Origin of the sequence: Microbispora rosea (assembly GCF_900156315.1) — a bacterium.
GTDB lineage: Bacteria > Actinomycetota > Actinomycetes > Streptosporangiales > Streptosporangiaceae > Microbispora > Microbispora rosea.
The window spans coordinates 54,914-71,418 of record NZ_FTNI01000003.1 but is presented as its reverse complement, the minus strand read 5'-3'; the positions used below and the strand labels follow the sequence as shown (position 1 = coordinate 71,418).

Annotated in this window: 15 protein-coding genes; 8 read left to right on the top strand and 7 right to left on the bottom strand. The window is 72.5% G+C overall.

What is annotated here, in order from left to right:
- Nucleotides 1-41: 41 nt before the first annotated feature.
- Genes plsX through BXA11_RS05500 form a run of 4 tightly spaced genes read right to left on the bottom strand, consistent with a single transcriptional unit; the run spans nt 42 to nt 4,813 of the window.
- Nucleotides 42-1,106, bottom strand: coding sequence for a phosphate acyltransferase PlsX (plsX, locus tag BXA11_RS05515; protein WP_373320541.1), 1,065 nt, complete (start codon nt 1,104-1,106; stop codon nt 42-44).
- Nucleotide 1,107: 1 nt separating this feature from the next.
- Nucleotides 1,108-2,037 carry a phytoene/squalene synthase family protein gene (locus BXA11_RS05510; RefSeq protein WP_076433279.1) on the bottom strand — a complete coding sequence of 310 codons (930 nt, stop codon included), beginning with the start codon at nt 2,035-2,037 and terminating at the stop codon, nt 1,108-1,110.
- The gene (locus tag BXA11_RS05505; protein ID WP_076433277.1) at nt 2,034-3,590 is read right to left on the bottom strand and encodes a phytoene desaturase family protein; all 1,557 of its coding nucleotides are present in this window, start codon (nt 3,588-3,590) and stop codon (nt 2,034-2,036) included. The genes BXA11_RS05510 and BXA11_RS05505 overlap by 4 nt, the downstream gene beginning before the upstream one ends.
- Nucleotides 3,590-4,813, bottom strand: a complete 1,224-nt coding sequence (locus BXA11_RS05500) for a polyprenyl synthetase family protein (protein ID WP_076433275.1) — start codon at nt 4,811-4,813, stop codon at nt 3,590-3,592. Before BXA11_RS05500 ends, BXA11_RS05505 begins: the two co-directional genes overlap by 1 nt.
- Nucleotides 4,814-4,988: 175 nt before the next feature.
- On the opposite strand from BXA11_RS05500, the gene BXA11_RS05495 reads away from it, so the two are divergent.
- From BXA11_RS05495 to BXA11_RS05480, 4 genes are all read left to right on the top strand, one after another.
- A complete protein-coding gene (locus BXA11_RS05495; RefSeq protein WP_239104892.1) occupies nt 4,989-6,080 on the top strand; it encodes a MerR family transcriptional regulator in 1,092 nt (363 codons plus the stop codon).
- Between the two features lie 110 nt (nt 6,081-6,190).
- Nucleotides 6,191-6,712, top strand: a complete 522-nt coding sequence (locus tag BXA11_RS05490) for an RNA polymerase sigma factor (protein ID WP_076433273.1) — start codon at nt 6,191-6,193, stop codon at nt 6,710-6,712.
- 2 nt (nt 6,713-6,714) lie between these two features.
- The gene (locus BXA11_RS05485) at nt 6,715-7,692 is read left to right on the top strand and encodes a YbgA family protein (protein ID WP_076433271.1); all 978 of its coding nucleotides are present in this window, start codon (nt 6,715-6,717) and stop codon (nt 7,690-7,692) included.
- Between the two features lie 29 nt (nt 7,693-7,721).
- Entirely contained in the window at nt 7,722-8,195 is a 474-nt protein-coding gene (locus tag BXA11_RS05480; protein ID WP_143734099.1) for a TspO/MBR family protein, read from the top strand.
- Nucleotides 8,196-8,251: 56 nt separating this feature from the next.
- Here the strand turns inward: BXA11_RS05480 and BXA11_RS05475 are convergent, their stop codons facing one another.
- On the bottom strand, nt 8,252-9,223 hold the full coding sequence (locus tag BXA11_RS05475; protein WP_076433267.1) for an SDR family NAD(P)-dependent oxidoreductase: 972 nt from the start codon (nt 9,221-9,223) through the stop codon (nt 8,252-8,254).
- Between the two features lie 63 nt (nt 9,224-9,286).
- Between BXA11_RS05475 and BXA11_RS05470 the strand changes: the two genes are divergently transcribed.
- The gene (locus BXA11_RS05470) at nt 9,287-9,859 is read left to right on the top strand and encodes a TetR/AcrR family transcriptional regulator (protein ID WP_076433265.1); all 573 of its coding nucleotides are present in this window, start codon (nt 9,287-9,289) and stop codon (nt 9,857-9,859) included.
- Between the two features lie 57 nt (nt 9,860-9,916).
- Here the strand turns inward: BXA11_RS05470 and BXA11_RS05465 are convergent, their stop codons facing one another.
- Complete coding sequence (locus BXA11_RS05465) at nt 9,917-10,423, bottom strand: MarR family winged helix-turn-helix transcriptional regulator (protein ID WP_051761068.1); 507 nt, start codon at nt 10,421-10,423, stop codon at nt 9,917-9,919.
- Between the two features lie 87 nt (nt 10,424-10,510).
- Here BXA11_RS05465 and BXA11_RS05460 point away from each other — a divergent pair, with 87 nt between their 5' ends.
- Nucleotides 10,511-12,811: a phosphoketolase family protein gene (locus BXA11_RS05460; protein WP_076433263.1), complete on the top strand. Its 2,301-nt coding sequence runs from the start codon at nt 10,511-10,513 to the stop codon at nt 12,809-12,811.
- 165 nt (nt 12,812-12,976) lie between these two features.
- Nucleotides 12,977-14,953, top strand: coding sequence for a threonine--tRNA ligase (gene thrS / locus BXA11_RS05455; protein WP_030504976.1), 1,977 nt, complete (start codon nt 12,977-12,979; stop codon nt 14,951-14,953).
- Between the two features lie 130 nt (nt 14,954-15,083).
- Here thrS and BXA11_RS05450 read toward each other — a convergent pair whose 3' ends face one another.
- On the bottom strand, nt 15,084-15,623 hold the full coding sequence (locus BXA11_RS05450; protein ID WP_083743979.1) for an Asp23/Gls24 family envelope stress response protein: 540 nt from the start codon (nt 15,621-15,623) through the stop codon (nt 15,084-15,086).
- 320 nt (nt 15,624-15,943) lie between these two features.
- On the opposite strand from BXA11_RS05450, the gene BXA11_RS05445 reads away from it, so the two are divergent.
- A complete protein-coding gene (locus tag BXA11_RS05445; protein ID WP_239104888.1) occupies nt 15,944-16,495 on the top strand; it encodes an HIT family protein in 552 nt (183 codons plus the stop codon).
- Nucleotides 16,496-16,505: the final 10 nt, after the last annotated feature.

Below are 16,505 nucleotides of genomic sequence, written 5' to 3'. Positions count from 1 at the left end.
GCCGGACCGTGTGCCGGAGCCGGGCCCGGCCGTGCGGGAGGTCACCGCCCGGGGCGGATGGCGAGCCGGTCGCCGAGGCGGGCCACGACCTCGCCCTCGGCCAGGTCGCGCGCCACCACGCAGGCCCTGGCGATGGTCGCGGCCCGGGAGGAGCCGTGCGCCACGACGACGGTGCGGGTGAGCCCGAGCAGGGCCGCGCCGCCGTGCGTCTCGGGGGCATAGCGCCGCGCCACCAGGCCGAGCTCGGCGGACCCGGCCACGCCCTCCGCCGCCGCGAGGGCGACCGTGGCGCGCACGGTCCCCTCCACGTTCTTCAGCACGATGTTGCCGGTGAAGCCGTCGGTGACGACCACGTCGACGGCCCCGGTGAGCACGTCGCCGCCCTCGACGTTGCCGTGGAAACGCAGCGGCATGCCCCGCAGCAGGGTCTCGGCCCGGCGGGTCAGCCGGTTGCCCTTGCCGGGCTCCGCGCCGATCGACAGCAGCCCGACGCGGGGGTCGGCCACGCCCAGCACGAGCTGCGCGTACGACGCCCCGAGCAGCGCGAACTGGGCGATCATCTCGGGCGTCGGGTCCACGGTCGCGCCGGCGTCGACCAGCACCGTGGCGCCGCCCGCCGTCGTCGGCAGCGCCACGGCCAGCGCGGGGCGCAGCACGGCGGGCGCGGTGCCGAGCCGGTCGACCGCACAGGTGACCACGGCTCCCGTCGAGCCCGCCGACACGAAGGCCGCAGCCGCTCCGTCCCGCACGAGATCGAAGCCGACGGCCAGGCTGGAGCAGACCATGCGCACCGCGCCCGCGCCCCGCTCGGTCATCGGGACGACGTCGGCGGCGTGCTCGATGTCGATCTCACCCGCCGCCCCGCACCGGGCCAGTTCCTCCTGCACGACCCCGGTCCGACCGACGAGGACGACCGGCACGCCGTGCTCCCGCCGCGCCGCGACCGCCCCCCGCACGATCTCGGCGGGCCCGTGGTCCCCGCCCATGGCGTCCACCACGACCGGCCGCGACGTCACGTCCGGTTCGCGGGCGGGAATCCTCGGCCCCGGGACCGGACCGGCGCCCGCCGCGGGGTGGAGATCGGCGGCGTCCTGTCCGGGATCCACGTCAGGCCACCTCCCCGCGGCGCTCGGCCTGCGCGGCGGCCCGCGCGACGAGCAGGTGCCGGGCGAAGATCGTGATCCTGCGCCGCCGGGCGACCCTGGCCCGCCTCGCCAGCACGTCGTGCCCGGCCGCCTCGACCTCGTCCAGGATGCCGCCGTACAGCTCGTACGCGGCCCTGATGCACGGCCGCGACGACGGCGCGAGCAGCTCGATCCCCTCGCGGGCCCGCCGGTAGTGGTCGCGGGCGCGGTCGCACTCGTAGGCCACCAGCTCCCGCACCGCCGAAGTGGCGTACGGCGCGGCCAGGTCGGCCTCGGTCACGCCGAACTTGTCGAGGTCCGACAGCGGCAGGTAGATGCGGCCCCGCGCCAGGTCCTCGCGGACGTCGCGGATGAAGTTCGTGAGCTGGAAGGCCAGCCCGAGCTGGCGGGCGGGCTCGCGGGCCCGCGCCTCCTCGCCCGGCAGGGCCTCCAGCACCGGCAGCATCATCGTCCCGATGACCGCGGCCGACCCCTCCATGTAGCCCAGCAGGTCGTCGTAGGTCGCGTACCGGTCCACGGTGAGGTCGGCGCGCATGGACGTGAGGAACGCCCGCACGTCGGCCTGGTCGATCCCGAACGCCCGCACCGTGTGCGTGAACGCGGGGAGCACGGGATCGTGGACGCGGTCGCCGTCCAGCGCGGCGGCAAGCCGGGAGGACAGGCGTTCCAGCGCCGCGGCCCTGTCGCCGGTCAGCGCGAGTGAGTCGACGATCTCGTCGGCGTAGCGGGCGAAGCCGTACAGCGCGTGGACGTGCGGCCGTTTCCAGGCGGGCAGCAGGCGGGTGGCCAGGTAGTACGAGCGGCCGTAGCTTGCGTGCAGCCTGCGGCACCGCTCGTAGCCGGCCGTCAGCGTCGCGGCCGGCGCCGGGGACGGCGTGCTCAGCGTGCTCATGGGGCGCTCTCCAGGATGCGTTCGGCGGCCAGGCGGCCGGAGATCAGGACGGGCGGCACCCCGACCCCGGGAGCCGTGTACATGCCGGCGAAGTGGAGGCCGGGGACGCGCCGGGCCGCGCCGGACGGGCGGAACCACGCGGTCTGGGTGAACCGGGCGTCGAGTGCGAAGGGCGTGCCGGCCGAGTGGCCGCGCCGCCGCCAGGCCGGGGGATCGAACACCAGCCGGGGAGTGCCGGACAGATCGCCGTATCCGAGATCGGCGAGCCGGCTCAGCATGCGGTCCACGAGCCGGGGGGTGAGGGTGGTCCAGTCGGCGCCGCCCCGCGTGTTCGCGGTGGGTTCCAGCACGCTGAGCACGGCCTGCCCATGGTCGTGAGGCCCGTGGTCGTCACGCCCGTGGTCGTGAGGCCCGTGGTTGTGAGGCCCGTGGTCGTGAGGCCCGTGGTTGTGAGGCCCGTGGTTGTGAGGACAGGTCACCAGCAGGCTCGGGTCCGGCTGCGGCCTGCCCGCCTCCAGCGCCGCGAACGTCGTCTCCCACTCCCGCCCGAAGTGCAGCGTGTGATGGGCCTGGCCGTCCGGGCGCCGGTCGAGCGCGAAGTGCGCCACCAGGCAGGAGGGGGAGAAACGGGGCCGGCGCAGCCGCCAATCGGCCGCCTCCTCCGGGAGCAGGCCGTCGCCGCCCCGCCGGCCGTGCGCGCGGACCAGGTCGCAGGCGATCACGGCGTGCCGGGCGGCGAGCCGTTCGCCGGTGTCGAGGCGGACCGCGACGACCCCCGCGCCGTCGGTCTCGATCCGCGTGGCCCGCACGCCGTAGCGGAAGACCGCCCCGGCCTTCTCCGCGGCGGCGGCCATGGCCCGTGGGACGGCGTGCATGCCGCCCTCCCGGGGGAAGTAGACCCCGCCGACCGTGTCCATGTGGGCGATCACCGCGTACACGCCGAGGGCGCGGCGCGGTGACAGACCGACGTACAGCGCCTGGAAGGTGTGCGCCCTGATCAGCCGCTCGTCGGTGAGGTGACGCCGCACGAGCCCGTCGAGCCGGCGGAAGCCGCCGAGCGCGGCCAGTCGCGCCAGCGCGTACGGCCGGGCCAGGGTGCGCAGCCGGGTCATGTCCCGGTCGATGAACGCGCTCCACTCGGCCTCGAACATCTCTCCCAGCAGGTGCCGGAACCGCAGGTAGCGCCGGGCCTCTTCGGGCCCGCACAGTGCCCGCACCTGCTCGGCCATCGCGTCGGCCCCCGCCACCACGTCGAGCCGCGATCCGTCGTGGAAGGTCAGCCGGTAGTACGGGTCGAGCCGGCGCAGCGGCAGCCAGCGCTCCATGTCCTGCCCGGCGGCGGCGAAGGTGTCGGCCAGCACCCCCGGCATGGTCAGCACCGAGGGACCGGTGTCGAAGCGGTGTGAGCCCAGGGTCGCCGTGCCGCAGCAGCCGCCCGGCACGTCGGCGGCCTCCACGACCGTCACCTCGCGGCCCGCCCCGGCCAGGCGCATCGCGGCGGACAGGCCGCCAAGCCCGGCGCCGATCACCACCACCGGCCCGCCCGCGGTCATCAGCCCGCCCTGCCGGCAGCGGGATCGGCGGAGTCCGGCGAAGCCGCCGAACTGGGCGGGGAAGCGGGGCCGGGCGAGGAAGCGGAGTGGGACGAGGAAGTGGAGTGGGGCGAGGAAGCGGGGTGGGGCAGGGTGAGGCGGCGGGCGAGGCCGAGCAGGGCCGCCCGGGCGTCGGCGGGAATGTCCGCCCCGGACAGCGCCTCGCCCGCGCACTCGGTCAGGCCGCGGATGCGCCGCTCGACCTCCTCCAGCGCGCCGGTCGCGACGATCACGTCGCGGGCCGCGGCCAGCCGGTCCGGCCGCGCCTCGCCCGTCCCCGGCAGCGCGTCCAGCAGCGCCGCTCCCGGGCCGTCCGCCCGCTCGCGCGCCAGCGTCAGCAGGTAGGTCCGCTTGCCCTGGAGCAGGTCGGCCCCGGCGGGTTTGCCGGTCCGCGCCGGGTCGCCGAAGACGCCGAGGACGTCGTCGCGGAGCTGGAACGCCTCGCCCAGCGGGAGCGCGTACGCGCTGAGGACCCGGCGCAGCCCGGGCTCGCCTCCGGCGATGGCATGGCCGAGATGCAGTGGCCGCTCCACCGTGTATTTGCCCGATTTGTACGTCGAGATCAGCGACGCCTCCCGGCGGTCGCCGCCGCCCCGCGCGGCGCAGGTCAGGTCGAGGTACTGCCCGGCGACCAGCTCCACGCGCAGCTGGGTGAAGACCTCCAGGGCGTCGGCCAGCCTGCGGCGGTCGGCCAGCAGCGCGGAATCGGCCCAGGTGAAGGCGAGCACGCCGAGCAGGATGGCGGCCGACTCCCCGAACCGCCGCGACGACCCGGCCCAGCCGAGCTCCCGGTGACGCTCGGCGAGCGCCAGGTGGGCGGTCGTCCGGCCGCGCCGGAGGGGCGACTCGTCCATCACGTCGTCGAGGATCAGCGCGCACGCGTGGAGGAGCTCTATCGAGCAGCCGGCCGCCAGCACGGCCCCGAGGTCGTCGGGCGAGCCGCCGGACGCCCGGTGACCCCAGTAGACGAACGCCGGCCGCAGCCGCCTGCCGCCGCGCGCGACGAAGTCGGCGAGGTGCCGCCGCAGCACCTCCCGGTCGTCGGCGCCCAGGAAGGACAACCGGCCCAGCTCGCGCCGGAGCAGCTCGTGCAGGGCGTGGTCGAACAGGCTGGAAAGGCGACGATCGAACGGCTCCCGCGTGTCGTCCCGAACGCTGCCGGTCTCGCGGGTCAACGTCAGCATGCGCACTGCTCCTTCGAACGTTACGGTGATCGGCGACGTCGTCAGTAGAGTTTTCGCGCCCGCCCGCTCCTGCGGTTGCATCCGTGCCGGGCTCCGGTGCCGAAACAAGGTCAGGGGCGGCACGGGCGCCGCGGGCGGGGCGGCGGCGACGACCGGACGGACACGGGGTGAGCACGTGACGCGCGACGGCGGGCCGGGGGCCGGTGAGAACGCGGCCGCCGGGGAGGAGCCGGGCTACGGCATCGGGGCCGTCTCCCGGCGGCTCGGCGTGCCCGCCTCCACGCTGCGCACCTGGAACCTCAGGTACGGCATCGGCCCGAGCAGGCGCAGCCCCGGCGGGCACCGCCGCTACGACGACGCGGACCTGCGCCGCCTGGAGGAGATGAACCGGCTGATCCGGACCGGGATGCCGCCGGCCGACGCCGCCAGGCAGGCGCTGCGGCCGAGGCCCGCCTCCGGGGAGCGGCCGGCGCACGCGGCAGGGGAGGGGGCCGCCGCCCCGCCCGAGCCGGCCGGGCGGCCCGAGTCGTCCGGGTGGCCGCAGTCCCACGGGCCGTTCGACTCTCCAAGGCCGTTCGACTCTCCAAGGCCGTTCGATCGTCCCGGGTCGCCGGAGGGCACGGCGCCGCCGGCCCTCACCGTGCGGGCGGCCGGGGAGCCCGGACTGCCGTCGGCGGTCATGCTGGCCCGTGCGGCGTCGGCGCTGGACGTCGCGACCGTGAGCGCGGGACTGGACGCGGCGCTGGCCGGGCACGGCGTGGTGTGGACCTGGGAGCGGCTCGTGCTGCCGGTGTTCGCCGCCATCACGCGCAGGCAGCGGGACACCGGGGCCGGGATCGACGTCGAGCACCTGTTCTCAGACCGGCTCCAGGCCGCACTGGCGCGGTTCGCGGCACGTGCGCCCTCGCCCGTGCATCCCCGTCCCGTCCTGCTGGCCGGCGCGGAGGAGGAGCAGCACACGCTGCCGATCCACGCGCTGGCCGCCGCGCTCGGCACGCTCGGGGTGGACACCCGCGTGCTCGGGGCGCGCACGCCGTACACCGCCCTGGCGGACGCGATGCGCCGCCTCGGCCCCGCGGCGGTGTTCGTGTGGTCGCAGACCCGGGAGACGGGCGATCCGGCCCCGCTGGTGGGTCTGCCGGGGCTGCGCCCCGCCTGCCGTGTCGTGGCCGGCGGTCCCGGATGGCGGGACGACCTGCCTACGCAGGTCACGCGGGTGAACACGTTTCGTGACGCCATCTCGGCGGTAATGACCACTCTGCGGTGATTCTGCCTCTTTGATGCATTTTTGAGCCAGTGTTCGGCCCCCATGGTTGCCCGCTTCGAACGCGGGCAGCTATGAATAGGTTTTGAATAAGTTTCAGCCAAGGGGGCCCGATGGAGGAGACCCTGGAGTTCCGCCTCGCGGCGGGGGACACCGGAGCGCTCGGGGAGTGCTACCGGGTGCACTCGCCGGCCGTGCGGTCCTATCTGTACAAACTCGTGCCGCCCCAGGACGTGGAGGACGTCCTGCAGGTCGTCTTCACCGAGGTGTGGCGCTTCCGGCACCGCTTCGACCCGGCTCGCAGCCTGTCGGCCTGGCTGTTCGGCATCGCCCGCAATCGGGCGGTGGACCACCTGCGGGCGCGTACGCCGGCGACGGTGCCGCTGGAGGCGGTCCCCGACCCGGCGGGACACGACGGGCGGGTGGACGGCGACGAGCTCGCCGACCGCGACCGGATCCGCCGCGCGCTGAATTCGCTGCCGCAGGTGCAGCGGCAGGCGATCGAGCTGGCCTACTACGGAGACCTGACCCAGCGGGAGATCGCCGAGCACCTGCGGGTCCCGCTCGGCACGATCAAGGCCCGTACGGCGCGCGGCCTGCACCGCCTGTCCACCCTGCTGCGGCCGGCGGCCTGATCATGGAGCCTGTGGAGATCAGGCCCAGGGTCGCCGTGTCGAGCTGCCTGCTCGGCGCGCCCGTGCGGTTCAACGGCGGCCACAGCCGTGACCGGTTTCTCTCCGAGGAGCTCGCGGAGCACGTGGAATGGGTCCCGGTCTGCCCGGAGATCGAGATCGGTCTCGGCGCCCCGCGCGAGACGCTCCGCCTGGAGCGCTCCCCGGACGGACCCCGGCTCGTCACCCGCCGGACGCGCGAGGACCTGACCGCCCCGATGACGGCCCTCGCCGCCGGACGTGCGGCCGGTCTGGCGGACGTGGACGGGTACGTGTTCAAGTCGAGGAGCCCGAGCTGCGGGCTGCACGGCATCCCCGTGTACGCGGAGTCCGGCGCGGCCGCCGACCGGCGGGGGAAGGGTGTCTTCGCCGCCGCGGTCACCGCCGCCCGCCCGGAGCTGGCGGTCGAGGACGAGGGCCGGCTGCACGACGCCGTGCTGCGTGAGGCGTTCGTCGAGCGGATCTTCGCTTCGGCCCGCCTGCGAGCCCTGCTGTCCGGCGACTGGCGCCCACGCGACCTGGTCGCCTTCCACGCCCGGCACAAGATGCAGCTCCTCGCTCACGCGCCTGCGGCCTACCGGGAGATCGGGCGGCTCGTGGCCGCGGCGGGCGAGCGCCCACGGGAGTCGCTGGCCTGCGAGTACGGCCTGGCCTTCCGGGCGGCGCTCGCCGCCAAGACCACGGTCGGGCGTCACGTCAACGTCCTGCACCACTGCCTCGGCATGATCGGCCGCGAGCTCGACCCGGTCCGCCGGGCCGACCTGGCCGAAGTGATCGCGTCATACCGGGCCCGCAGGGTCGCCCTCGCGGTGCCGCTCGCTCTGCTCAGGCACCACGCGAAGGGCGCGGGGGCGCAGTACGTCCCGGCGGAGTACGTCCGCGACCAGACCTACCTGTCCCCGTATCCCGACGCGCTGCGCCTGCGTAACCACGTTCCCGCATGAGTGCGGACGAGGGGGAAGAAAGAGGACGCATGAGACGCACATCGAAGAAGACATTGGTGCGGACGGCCCTCGCGGTGACCGCGACCGCCGTGGTCGGCGGCCTGTCCACCGACGCCCGCTCCGGCTGGTACGCCCGCCTGCGCAAGCCCTCCTGGCAGCCGCCGCCGCAGGCGTTCGGCCTGGTCTGGACGCCGTTGTACGCGACGATCGCCTATGCCTCCGCCCGGGCGCTGTCGCACGGGGACGACGGCTCCCGGCCGGCCCTGCGGCGGGCGCTCGCCGCGAACCTGGCGCTCAACGCGGCCTGGCCGCCGCTGTTCTTCAAGGCCCGCAGCCCCCGGCTCGCGCTCGCGGAGATCCTCGCGCTCAACGTGTCGAACGCGCTGCTGACCCGCCGGCTCCTGCGTGAGGACCGCACCGCCGGGCTTCTGCTGCTGCCGTACGCCGGGTGGACGGTCTTCGCGACCGCGCTCAACGCCGCCATCGCCCGGCACAACCCGTAAGCGCGGCGCAACCCGAAGGTCTGAGGACCGGGAGGCGCTCATGTACGTCATCACGGTCAGACGCGGAGCAGGTCGGTCGAGACCGTCCAGAGGCGCTTGGCGGCAGTGGGGTCGAGCGCCCATTCCTTGACGCCGTGCGGGTGCTGCGCGAGGTCGGCGTCGTCCGGCACGGTGTAAGCCTCTTGTGAATCGTCGAGGTAGTGGCCTCCGGAGTGAGCGAACTCCGGCGCGACGGCCGCGACGATGCTGGTGGCGGCTCCCTGCTCGACCGTTTTGTAGGTGAAGATTCCGGCGGCCTCGGCCGCGTCGAGCGATGCCTTCTGCTGCGCTGTGAAGTTGCGCTGCAGTCCCGTCGCGACACCGCCGGGGTTCACCGCATTGGCGATGATGCCGTCGGAGGCCCAGAGGCTAGTCGCCTCGACGGCGAAGAGGGAGTTCGCCGTCTTCGACTGGGCGTAGGCGATCTGCGGGTCGTAGCTGCGACGCTCGAAGTGGAGGTCGTCGAAGTCGATGCCGGAACGCATGTGCGCGGTCGAACTTACCGAGACGATCCGTGCTCCGTCACGGTCGGCCGCTCCCAGGGCCAGGGCGTCGTGCAGGCCGGTGGCCAGGGCGAAGTGGCCGAGATGGTTCGTCGCGAACTGCAGCTCCCAGCCCTCACGCGTACGTTCGAGGCCACCGGTGACCACGCCCGCGTTGTTGATCAGCAGGTGGAGTGGACCGTTCCATGCGTCGATGAATCGCGTGACGGTGCTTCTGTCGGCGAGGTCGAGCCGGGCGACTCGGGGCCGGATCTCTCCGGTCGACTTCGCGATCGTCTCGGCGACGGCGTCACCCGCGGTCGTGTTCCGGACGGCGAGCGTTACCTCCGCTCCGGCAGAGGTCAGCGCACGAGCGGTCTCGGCGCCGATTCCGGACGAACCTCCGGTCACGATCGCGCGGACGCCGGTGAGGTCGACGCCTCGCAGCACCTCGTCCGCGGTGCTGGAGGAGGTGAAGGGCGTGGAGATGAGTTTGCGCGGGGTCATGGCGGCGACTATACACAATAGACTTGTTTTGTATAGTTCGCCGTTCGCTCGTATGCTCGTTTCATGAGCAGTCCCGAGGTCGGTCACCCGCCGTCGACAGTCGCCGATACCGATCGTCGGATCACGGTTCTGGACTCCGCGATGGTCACGTTCGCGCGATTCGGTTACCGGAAGACCTCGATGGAGGAGGTCGCGCGGGCGGCGCGCATCTCGCGGCCCGGGCTCTATTTCCTCTTCTCCTCGAAGGAGACTCTGTTCCGTGCGGCGGTCGCCCAGGCCTTGAACCGCGATATCACAGCGGTCGAACACGTCCTGGCCGACACCGGCCGACCCCTTTCGGAGCGTCTCCTCGAAGCGTTCGATCAGTGGGCAGGCCGCTACATCGGCCCGCTGACGAGCGATGTCGCGATGGTCATCGAGGGCAATCCCGACCTCCTCGGAGGGATCATCGAGGCTCCGCGTCGACGTTTCGAGGAACTGATCACAGACGCGGTCGCCACCATGTCGGGACGCGAGGCGGCCCCCCTTGTCGCGCAGACGATGATCAGCGCGTCGATCGGCCTCAAGCATCAGGTCGCATCGCGGGAGGTCTACCTCGAACGACTGGAGGTCGCCATCGATCTCCTGCTGCGCTGAACAGGCTTGACCATGTAGCGCCGCGAGACCGGCCGCCCCGTACGGCTGCGGCCGGATCTACTGGGCGGCGGCGTCGAGCGCGCGGGAACGCTCGGCCTCCTCGGCCCTCTGGTACTCGAAGGCGGAGAGGATCGTGCCGAGGATCTCGCCGAACTGCCGCGCCTGACGGGGGGTGAGGGGGTCGAACAGCACCCGGCGGACCTCCTCGACGTGGCCCGGCGCCGCCTCCACGAGAGCGGCGAAGCCCTCGTCGGTGAGCTCGGCGACGGTCGTGCGCCGGTCCTCCGGTTGCTTCAGCCGCCGCACCCAGCCCTTCTCCTCCAGCCGGGAGACGGCGTGCGACAGGCGGCTGACCGAATACTGGAGGAGGGCGGACAGCTTCGTCATCGTCATGGTCCGCCCGGGCGACTCGGAGAGGACCACGAGGATCATGTAGTAGGTGTGCGGCATGCCCGAGTCGCGCTGCAACTGCCGTTCGAGGGCCTCCTGAAGGAGCAGGCTCGTCCGCAGGTAGGCGCGCCAGGTGCGCTGCTCCTCCTCGTCGAGCCATCGGGTGCCGGACATGCGGCCAAGACTACCGGTCGGTCGGCACCCTGATTTGCGGGCGAAAGACCCTGGTTCGGCCGCCACCGCTGGGAAAGTGTCAGGGGCATGGACGCATACGGGAACATCGACGCCTACTGGCGGGCCGCGAACTATCTGTCCGTCGGCCAGATCTACCTGATGGACAACCCGCTGCTGACCGAGCCGCTCAGACCCGAGCACATCAAACCGCGGCTGCTCGGCCACTGGGGCACGACGCCCGGCATCAACTTCTGCTTCGCGCACCTCAACCGGATCATCCGCGAGCGCGGCCAGGACATGATCTACATCGCCGGCCCCGGTCACGGCGGCCCGGCGGCGGTCGCCCACGCGTGGCTCGAAGGCACCTACACCGAGCGCTACCCCCACGTCACCCGGGACGCCGAGGGCATGCGCAGGCTCTTCCGTCAGTTCTCCTTCCCCGGTGGCATCCCCAGCCACGTCGCCCCCGAGACTCCGGGCTCCATCCACGAGGGTGGCGAGCTCGGTTACGCCCTCTCCCACGCGTACGGCGCGGCCTTCGACAACCCCGGCCTGGCGGTGGCCTGCATCGTCGGCGACGGCGAGGCCGAGACCGGCCCGCTCGCCACCGGCTGGCATTCCAACAAGTTCCTCAACCGGGACACCGACGGGGTGGTCCTGCCGATCCTGCACCTGAACGGCTACAAGATCGCCAACCCCACCGTGCTGGCCAGGATCCCGGAGGACGAGCTGGTCAAGCTCTTCGAGGGGTACGGCTACCGCCCGCACATCGTCTCCGGCCAGGAACCGGCGGAGATGCACGAGCTCATGGCCGCGACCCTCGACACCGTCTTCGACGAGCTGGCCGACCGAGGCCCGCTGCCGATGATCATCCTGCGTACGCCGAAGGGCTGGACCGGGCCGCGCGAGGTCGACGGGCTCCCGGTCGAGGGCACCTGGCGCGCCCACCAGGTGCCGCTGACCGACGTGCGGGACCGGCCCGATCGGCTGGAGTACCTGGAGGAGTGGATGCGCTCCTACCGGCCGGAGGAGCTGTTCGACGCCGACGGCCGGCCGGTCGAGACGATCACGCGGACGGTCCCGGACGGGCCGTTGCGGATGAGCGCCAGCCCGCACGCCAACGGCGGGGAACTGCTGCGCCCGCTGGTGCTGCCCGACTTCCGCGACTACGCGGTCGAGGTCAAGACCCCGGCCACGGCCTCCAGCGAGCCGACCCGCGTCCTCGGGGCGTTCCTGCGCGACGTCATCGCGGCCAACCCCGAGAACTTCCGGCTGCTCGGCCCGGACGAGACCGCCTCCAACCGCCTGTCGGCCGTCTTCGAGGCGACCGGCAAGGAGTGGGAGGCCGCCCTGCTGCCGACCGACGAGAACCTCGGCCCCCGGGGCAGGGTCATGGAGGTGCTCAGTGAGCACCAGTGCCAGGGCTGGCTGGAGGGCTACCTGCTGACCGGCCGCCACGGGCTGTTCAACTGCTACGAGGCGTTCATCCACATCGTGGACGCGATGTTCAACCAGCACGCCAAATGGCTGGAGTCCTCCCGCAAGATCCCCTGGCGCCGGCCGGTCGCCTCGCTGAACTACCTGCTGTCGTCGCACGTCTGGCGCCAGGACCACAACGGCTTCAGCCACCAGGACCCCGGCTTCCTCGACGTCGTCGTCAACAAGAAGGCCGAGGTCGTCCGCGTCTACCTGCCGCCGGACGCCAACACCCTGCTGTCGGTCGCCGACCACTGCCTGCGCTCGCGCGACTATGTCAACGTCGTCGTGGCGGGCAAGCAGCCCGTGCTCGACCTGATGAGCATGGACGAGGCCGTCGTCCACTGCACCCGCGGGCTGGGCATCCTCGACTGGGCCTCCACCGATGAGGGCACCGACCCCGACGTCGTGCTCGCCTGCGCCGGCGACGTGCCCACGCTGGAGACCCTGGCCGCCGCCGCGCTGCTCCGCGAGCACCTGCCCGAGCTGCGGATCCGGGTGATCAATGTGGTCGACCTGATGCGGTTGCAGCCGGCCTCCGAGCACCCGCACGGCCTGCGCGACGCCGAGTTCGACGCGCTGTTCACCACGGACAAGCCGATCATCTTCAACTTCCACGGCTACCCGTGGCTGATCCACCGCCTGACCTACCGCCGCACCGGGCACGACAACCTGCACGTGCGCGGCTACAAGGAGGAGGGCACCACGACCACGCCGTTCGACATGGCGATGCTCAACGACATCGACCGCTTCCATCTGGTGATGGACGTGATCGACCGGGTGCCCGGCCTCGGCAGCAGGGCGGCCCACCTGCGCCAGCGCATGGCCGACGCCCGGCTGCGCGCCCGCGCCCACACCCGCGAGTTCGGCGAGGACCCCGCCGAGATCCGCGACTGGACGTGGCCGTACTGAACCCCCGGCGCCACCGGCTGCGGGGGCGGATTTCGGCGGCGGGCGCGGCGCATGCCCGCCATTCGGGGGCGGCGGCACCGGTAGCATCGGATGCGACCGGAGCCGCCGCCTCGCGTGCGCGCGGCCACCGAGATCCATGCGCCGAACCTGTCCTAAGGAGCCACCGTGTCCGCCGCCTTTGAGATACGCATCACCCTCGCCGGAGCCGAGCGCGTGGTGGCGGCGGGTACGACGGCCGGGGAGGCGCTCGGCGCCGACGGCAGGTCGGTGATCGCCGCCCGGATCAACGGCGAGCTGCGCGACCTGGCGGCCGAGGTCGCCGAGGGCGACGTGGTCGAGCCGGTCGCGATCGACAGCCCCGACGGGCGGGCCATCCTGCGCCACTCCACAGCGCACGTCATGGCCCAGGCCGTCCAGGAGATCTTCCCCGAGGCGAAGCTCGGCATCGGCCCGCCGGTCGAGAACGGCTTCTACTACGACTTCGACGTCCGCGAGCCGTTCACCCCGGACGACCTCAAGCGCATCGAGAAGCGCATGCGCGAGATCGTCAAGCAGGGGCAGACCTTCCGGCGCCGCCCGGTCGGCGACGACGAGGCCGCCGAGGAGCTCGCCGCCGAGCCGTACAAGCTGGAGCTGATCGGGCTCAAGGGCGGCGCGGCCGAGGCGGCCGACGGCGCGAACGTCGAGGTCGGCGGCGGCCAGCTCACCATCTACGACAACCTCGACCCCAAGTCGGGCGAGCTGTGCTGGAAGGACCTGTGCCGGGGGCCCCACCTGCCGAGCACCCGGGTCATCCCGGCCTTCAAGCTCATGCGGTCCGGCGGCGCCTACTGGCGGGGCAGCGAGAAGAACCCGCAGCTCCAGCGCATCTACGGCACGGCGTGGGAGTCCCGCGAGAAGCAGGACGAGTACCTCCACCTGCTGGAGGAGGCGGAGAAGCGCGACCACCGCAAGCTGGGCGCCGAGCTCGACCTGTTCTCGTTCCCCGACGAGCTGGGCTCCGGACTGCCGGTGTTCCACCCCAAGGGCGGCGTGATCCGCCGGGTGATGGAGGACTACTCCCGCCGCCGGCACGAGGAGGCGGGTTACTCCTTCGTCAACACCCCGCACATCACGAAGGACAACCTGTACAAGATCTCCGGCCACCTCGACTGGTACGCCGACGGCATGTTCCCTCCCATGGAGCTGGAGGGCGCGCGCTACTACCTCAAGCCGATGAACTGCCCGATGCACAACCTGATCTTCAGGGCGCGCGGGCGGTCCTACCGTGAGCTGCCGCTGCGGCTGTTCGAGTTCGGCACGGTCTACCGCTACGAGAAGTCGGGCGTCGTGCACGGCCTCACCCGCGTACGCGGCCTGACCCAGGACGACGCGCACATCTACTGCACCCGCGAGCAGATGCGCGACGAGCTCACCTCGCTGCTGCGGTTCGTGCTCGACCTGCTGCGCGACTACGGCCTGGAGGACTTCTACCTGGAGCTGTCCACCAAGGACCCGGAGAAGTTCGTCGGCTCCGACGAGACCTGGGAGGAGGCCACCCAGACGCTGCGGGAGGTGGCCGAGTCCGAGAAGTTGGAGCTGGTCCTCGACCCGGGCGGCGCGGCCTTCTACGGGCCCAAGATCTCGGTGCAGGCCCGGGACGCCATCGGCCGGTCCTGGCAGATGTCGACCATCCAGCTCGACTTCAACCTGCCCGAGCGCTTCGGCCTGGAGTACCAGGCTCCCGACGGCACCCGGCAGCGGCCCGTGATGATCCACCGCGCGCTGTTCGGCTCGATCGAGCGCTTCTTCGGCGTGCTGGTCGAGCACTACGCGGGCGCGTTCCCCGCGTGGCTCGCCCCGGTGCAGGTCGTCGGCATTCCGATCGCCGACGCCCACGCGCCCTACCTGCAGGACGTCGCCAAGCGGCTGCGTGAGCACGGCATCAGGGTCGAGGTCGACGAGAGCGACGACCGCATGCAGAAGAAGATCCGCAACGCCCAGAAGGCGAAGGTGCCGTACATGCTCCTCGCGGGCGACGACGACATCGCGGCCGGCGCGGTCTCCTTCCGCTACCGCAACGGCGAGCAGAAGAACGGCGTGCCGATCGACCAGGCGATCGACGAGATCGTCGACGCCATCCGCCGCCGCGTCCAGGTCTGACCGCTCACCACGTCGAACGCGGGTGCCCGCCACGGGCTCCCGCGTTCACGCTTCTCCGGCGCGTGAGGGGAGGTCAGGGGTCTCCCGCGCGTAGGGGGCGGTCAAGGGCAGCCCTCCGGCGCGGGCCGGCTCAGGACGTCGGGGTGGCCTCGGCGGGGGAGTCCTGACCGGGAAGGCGGACGTCGTCGACGGTCACGTTGACCTCGACCACGCGCATGCCGAGCATCCGGCTCACCGACCGGGCGACGTTGACCTTGACCTCGGTGGCGACGTCCATCACCACGTGGCCGTACACGATGACGAGGGTCACGTCGATCGAGACCTGCTGGTCCTGGATGCTGGCCTGCACACCCTGCGTCGCCCGCTTGGCGCCCACGCCGATGCGGTCGCGTACGGATTCGAAGGCGCGTTCGAGGTCGCCGCCCAGGTCGGCGACGCCGGGAATCTCCAGGGCGGCCAGCGCGGCGACCTTCTCCACGACCTCGTCGGCGACCTTGATCCGGCCCTTGAGCACGTCGACAGCCGGTGCCACGGGCCTCGGCGCCGGCGCGGGGAGCTCCGGCTCCGAACGATCGGCCGCCTCCACGTCCACCGGGTCGCCGAGGCTAACCTCGGCGTACGCGTCGGTCTGCTCTTCCACTCGCTCCTCGACGGCGGCGGCCTCGCTCATGTGACGACTCCTCGGGGGGGGGGGGGGTGGGCGTCCGGCAGGTGCATTCTGCCCCATGATCGAGCAGGCCGTCCGGCGTCCGCGCATATCGGCCGGCGCCGGTCGTGGCGCCGGTCGTGGCGTCGGCGCAACCCGGCCGGTGAGAGGAGATCCGCGAGGTCATATGCTGCTGCCGGTGTTGTTTTCGCGCCGGTGCCGACCTCGCGCTGCTGCGCGGTGCCGAGCTCGCGCCGGTGCGCTGGTGATGTCGCGCCGGTGCGCGTGCCGCCGGGGCGGAGGCGGCAGCACCTGGGACAACGGGAGCGGAGGAGATCGCGGACGTGGACTCAGAGCCGATCGAGCAGGCGGGCGCCGGGGTTCCCGACAGCTTCCAGCGCCTGTGGACCCCGCACCGGATGGCCTACATCAAGGGCGAGAACAAGCCCAGCGGCTCCGGCGCGGATGACGGCTGCCCGTTCTGCGAGATTCCCGGGCTCTCCGACGAGGACGGGCTGATCGTGGCCCGGGGGTTGGCCGTGTTCGTCGTGCTCAACCTCTACCCGTACAACTCGGGGCACCTGATGGTCTGCCCCTACCGGCACGTGTCCGACTACGCCGACCTCGACGGGCCCGAGACGGCGGAGCTGGCCGAGTTCACCAAGCGCGCGACGCAGGCGCTGCGCAAGGCGAGCGGGGCGCAGGGCTTCAACGTCGGCATGAACCTGGGCGGAGTGGCGGGCGCGGGCATCGCCGCCCACCTCCACCAGCACGTCGTGCCCCGGTGGGGCGGCGACACCAACTTCATGCCGGTGGTCGGACGCACCAAGGTGCTGCCGCAGCTGCTGCGCGACACGCGTGACCTGCTCGCCGACGCCTGGCCTGCCGCCTCCTGACCGCTTCCCG

Bases quoted from the DNA above. Each gene is read 5' to 3' on its own strand.
- BXA11_RS05510 (WP_076433279.1), bottom strand. From the start codon at position 2,037: ATGAGCACGCTGAGCACGCCGTCCCCGGCGCCGGCCGCGACGCTGACG.
- BXA11_RS05505 (WP_076433277.1), bottom strand. From the start codon at position 3,590: ATGACCGCGGGCGGGCCGGTGGTGGTGATCGGCGCCGGGCTTGGCGGC.
- BXA11_RS05500 (WP_076433275.1), bottom strand. From the start codon at position 4,813: ATGCTGACGTTGACCCGCGAGACCGGCAGCGTTCGGGACGACACGCGG.
- BXA11_RS05490 (WP_076433273.1), top strand. From the start codon at position 6,191: ATGGAGGAGACCCTGGAGTTCCGCCTCGCGGCGGGGGACACCGGAGCG.
- BXA11_RS05485 (WP_076433271.1), top strand. From the start codon at position 6,715: ATGGAGCCTGTGGAGATCAGGCCCAGGGTCGCCGTGTCGAGCTGCCTG.
- BXA11_RS05480 (WP_143734099.1), top strand. From the start codon at position 7,722: ATGAGACGCACATCGAAGAAGACATTGGTGCGGACGGCCCTCGCGGTG.
- BXA11_RS05475 (WP_076433267.1), bottom strand. From the start codon at position 9,223: ATGACCCCGCGCAAACTCATCTCCACGCCCTTCACCTCCTCCAGCACC.
- BXA11_RS05470 (WP_076433265.1), top strand. From the start codon at position 9,287: ATGAGCAGTCCCGAGGTCGGTCACCCGCCGTCGACAGTCGCCGATACC.
- BXA11_RS05465 (WP_051761068.1), bottom strand. From the start codon at position 10,423: ATGTCCGGCACCCGATGGCTCGACGAGGAGGAGCAGCGCACCTGGCGC.
- BXA11_RS05460 (WP_076433263.1), top strand. From the start codon at position 10,511: ATGGACGCATACGGGAACATCGACGCCTACTGGCGGGCCGCGAACTAT.
- BXA11_RS05450 (WP_083743979.1), bottom strand. From the start codon at position 15,623: ATGAGCGAGGCCGCCGCCGTCGAGGAGCGAGTGGAAGAGCAGACCGAC.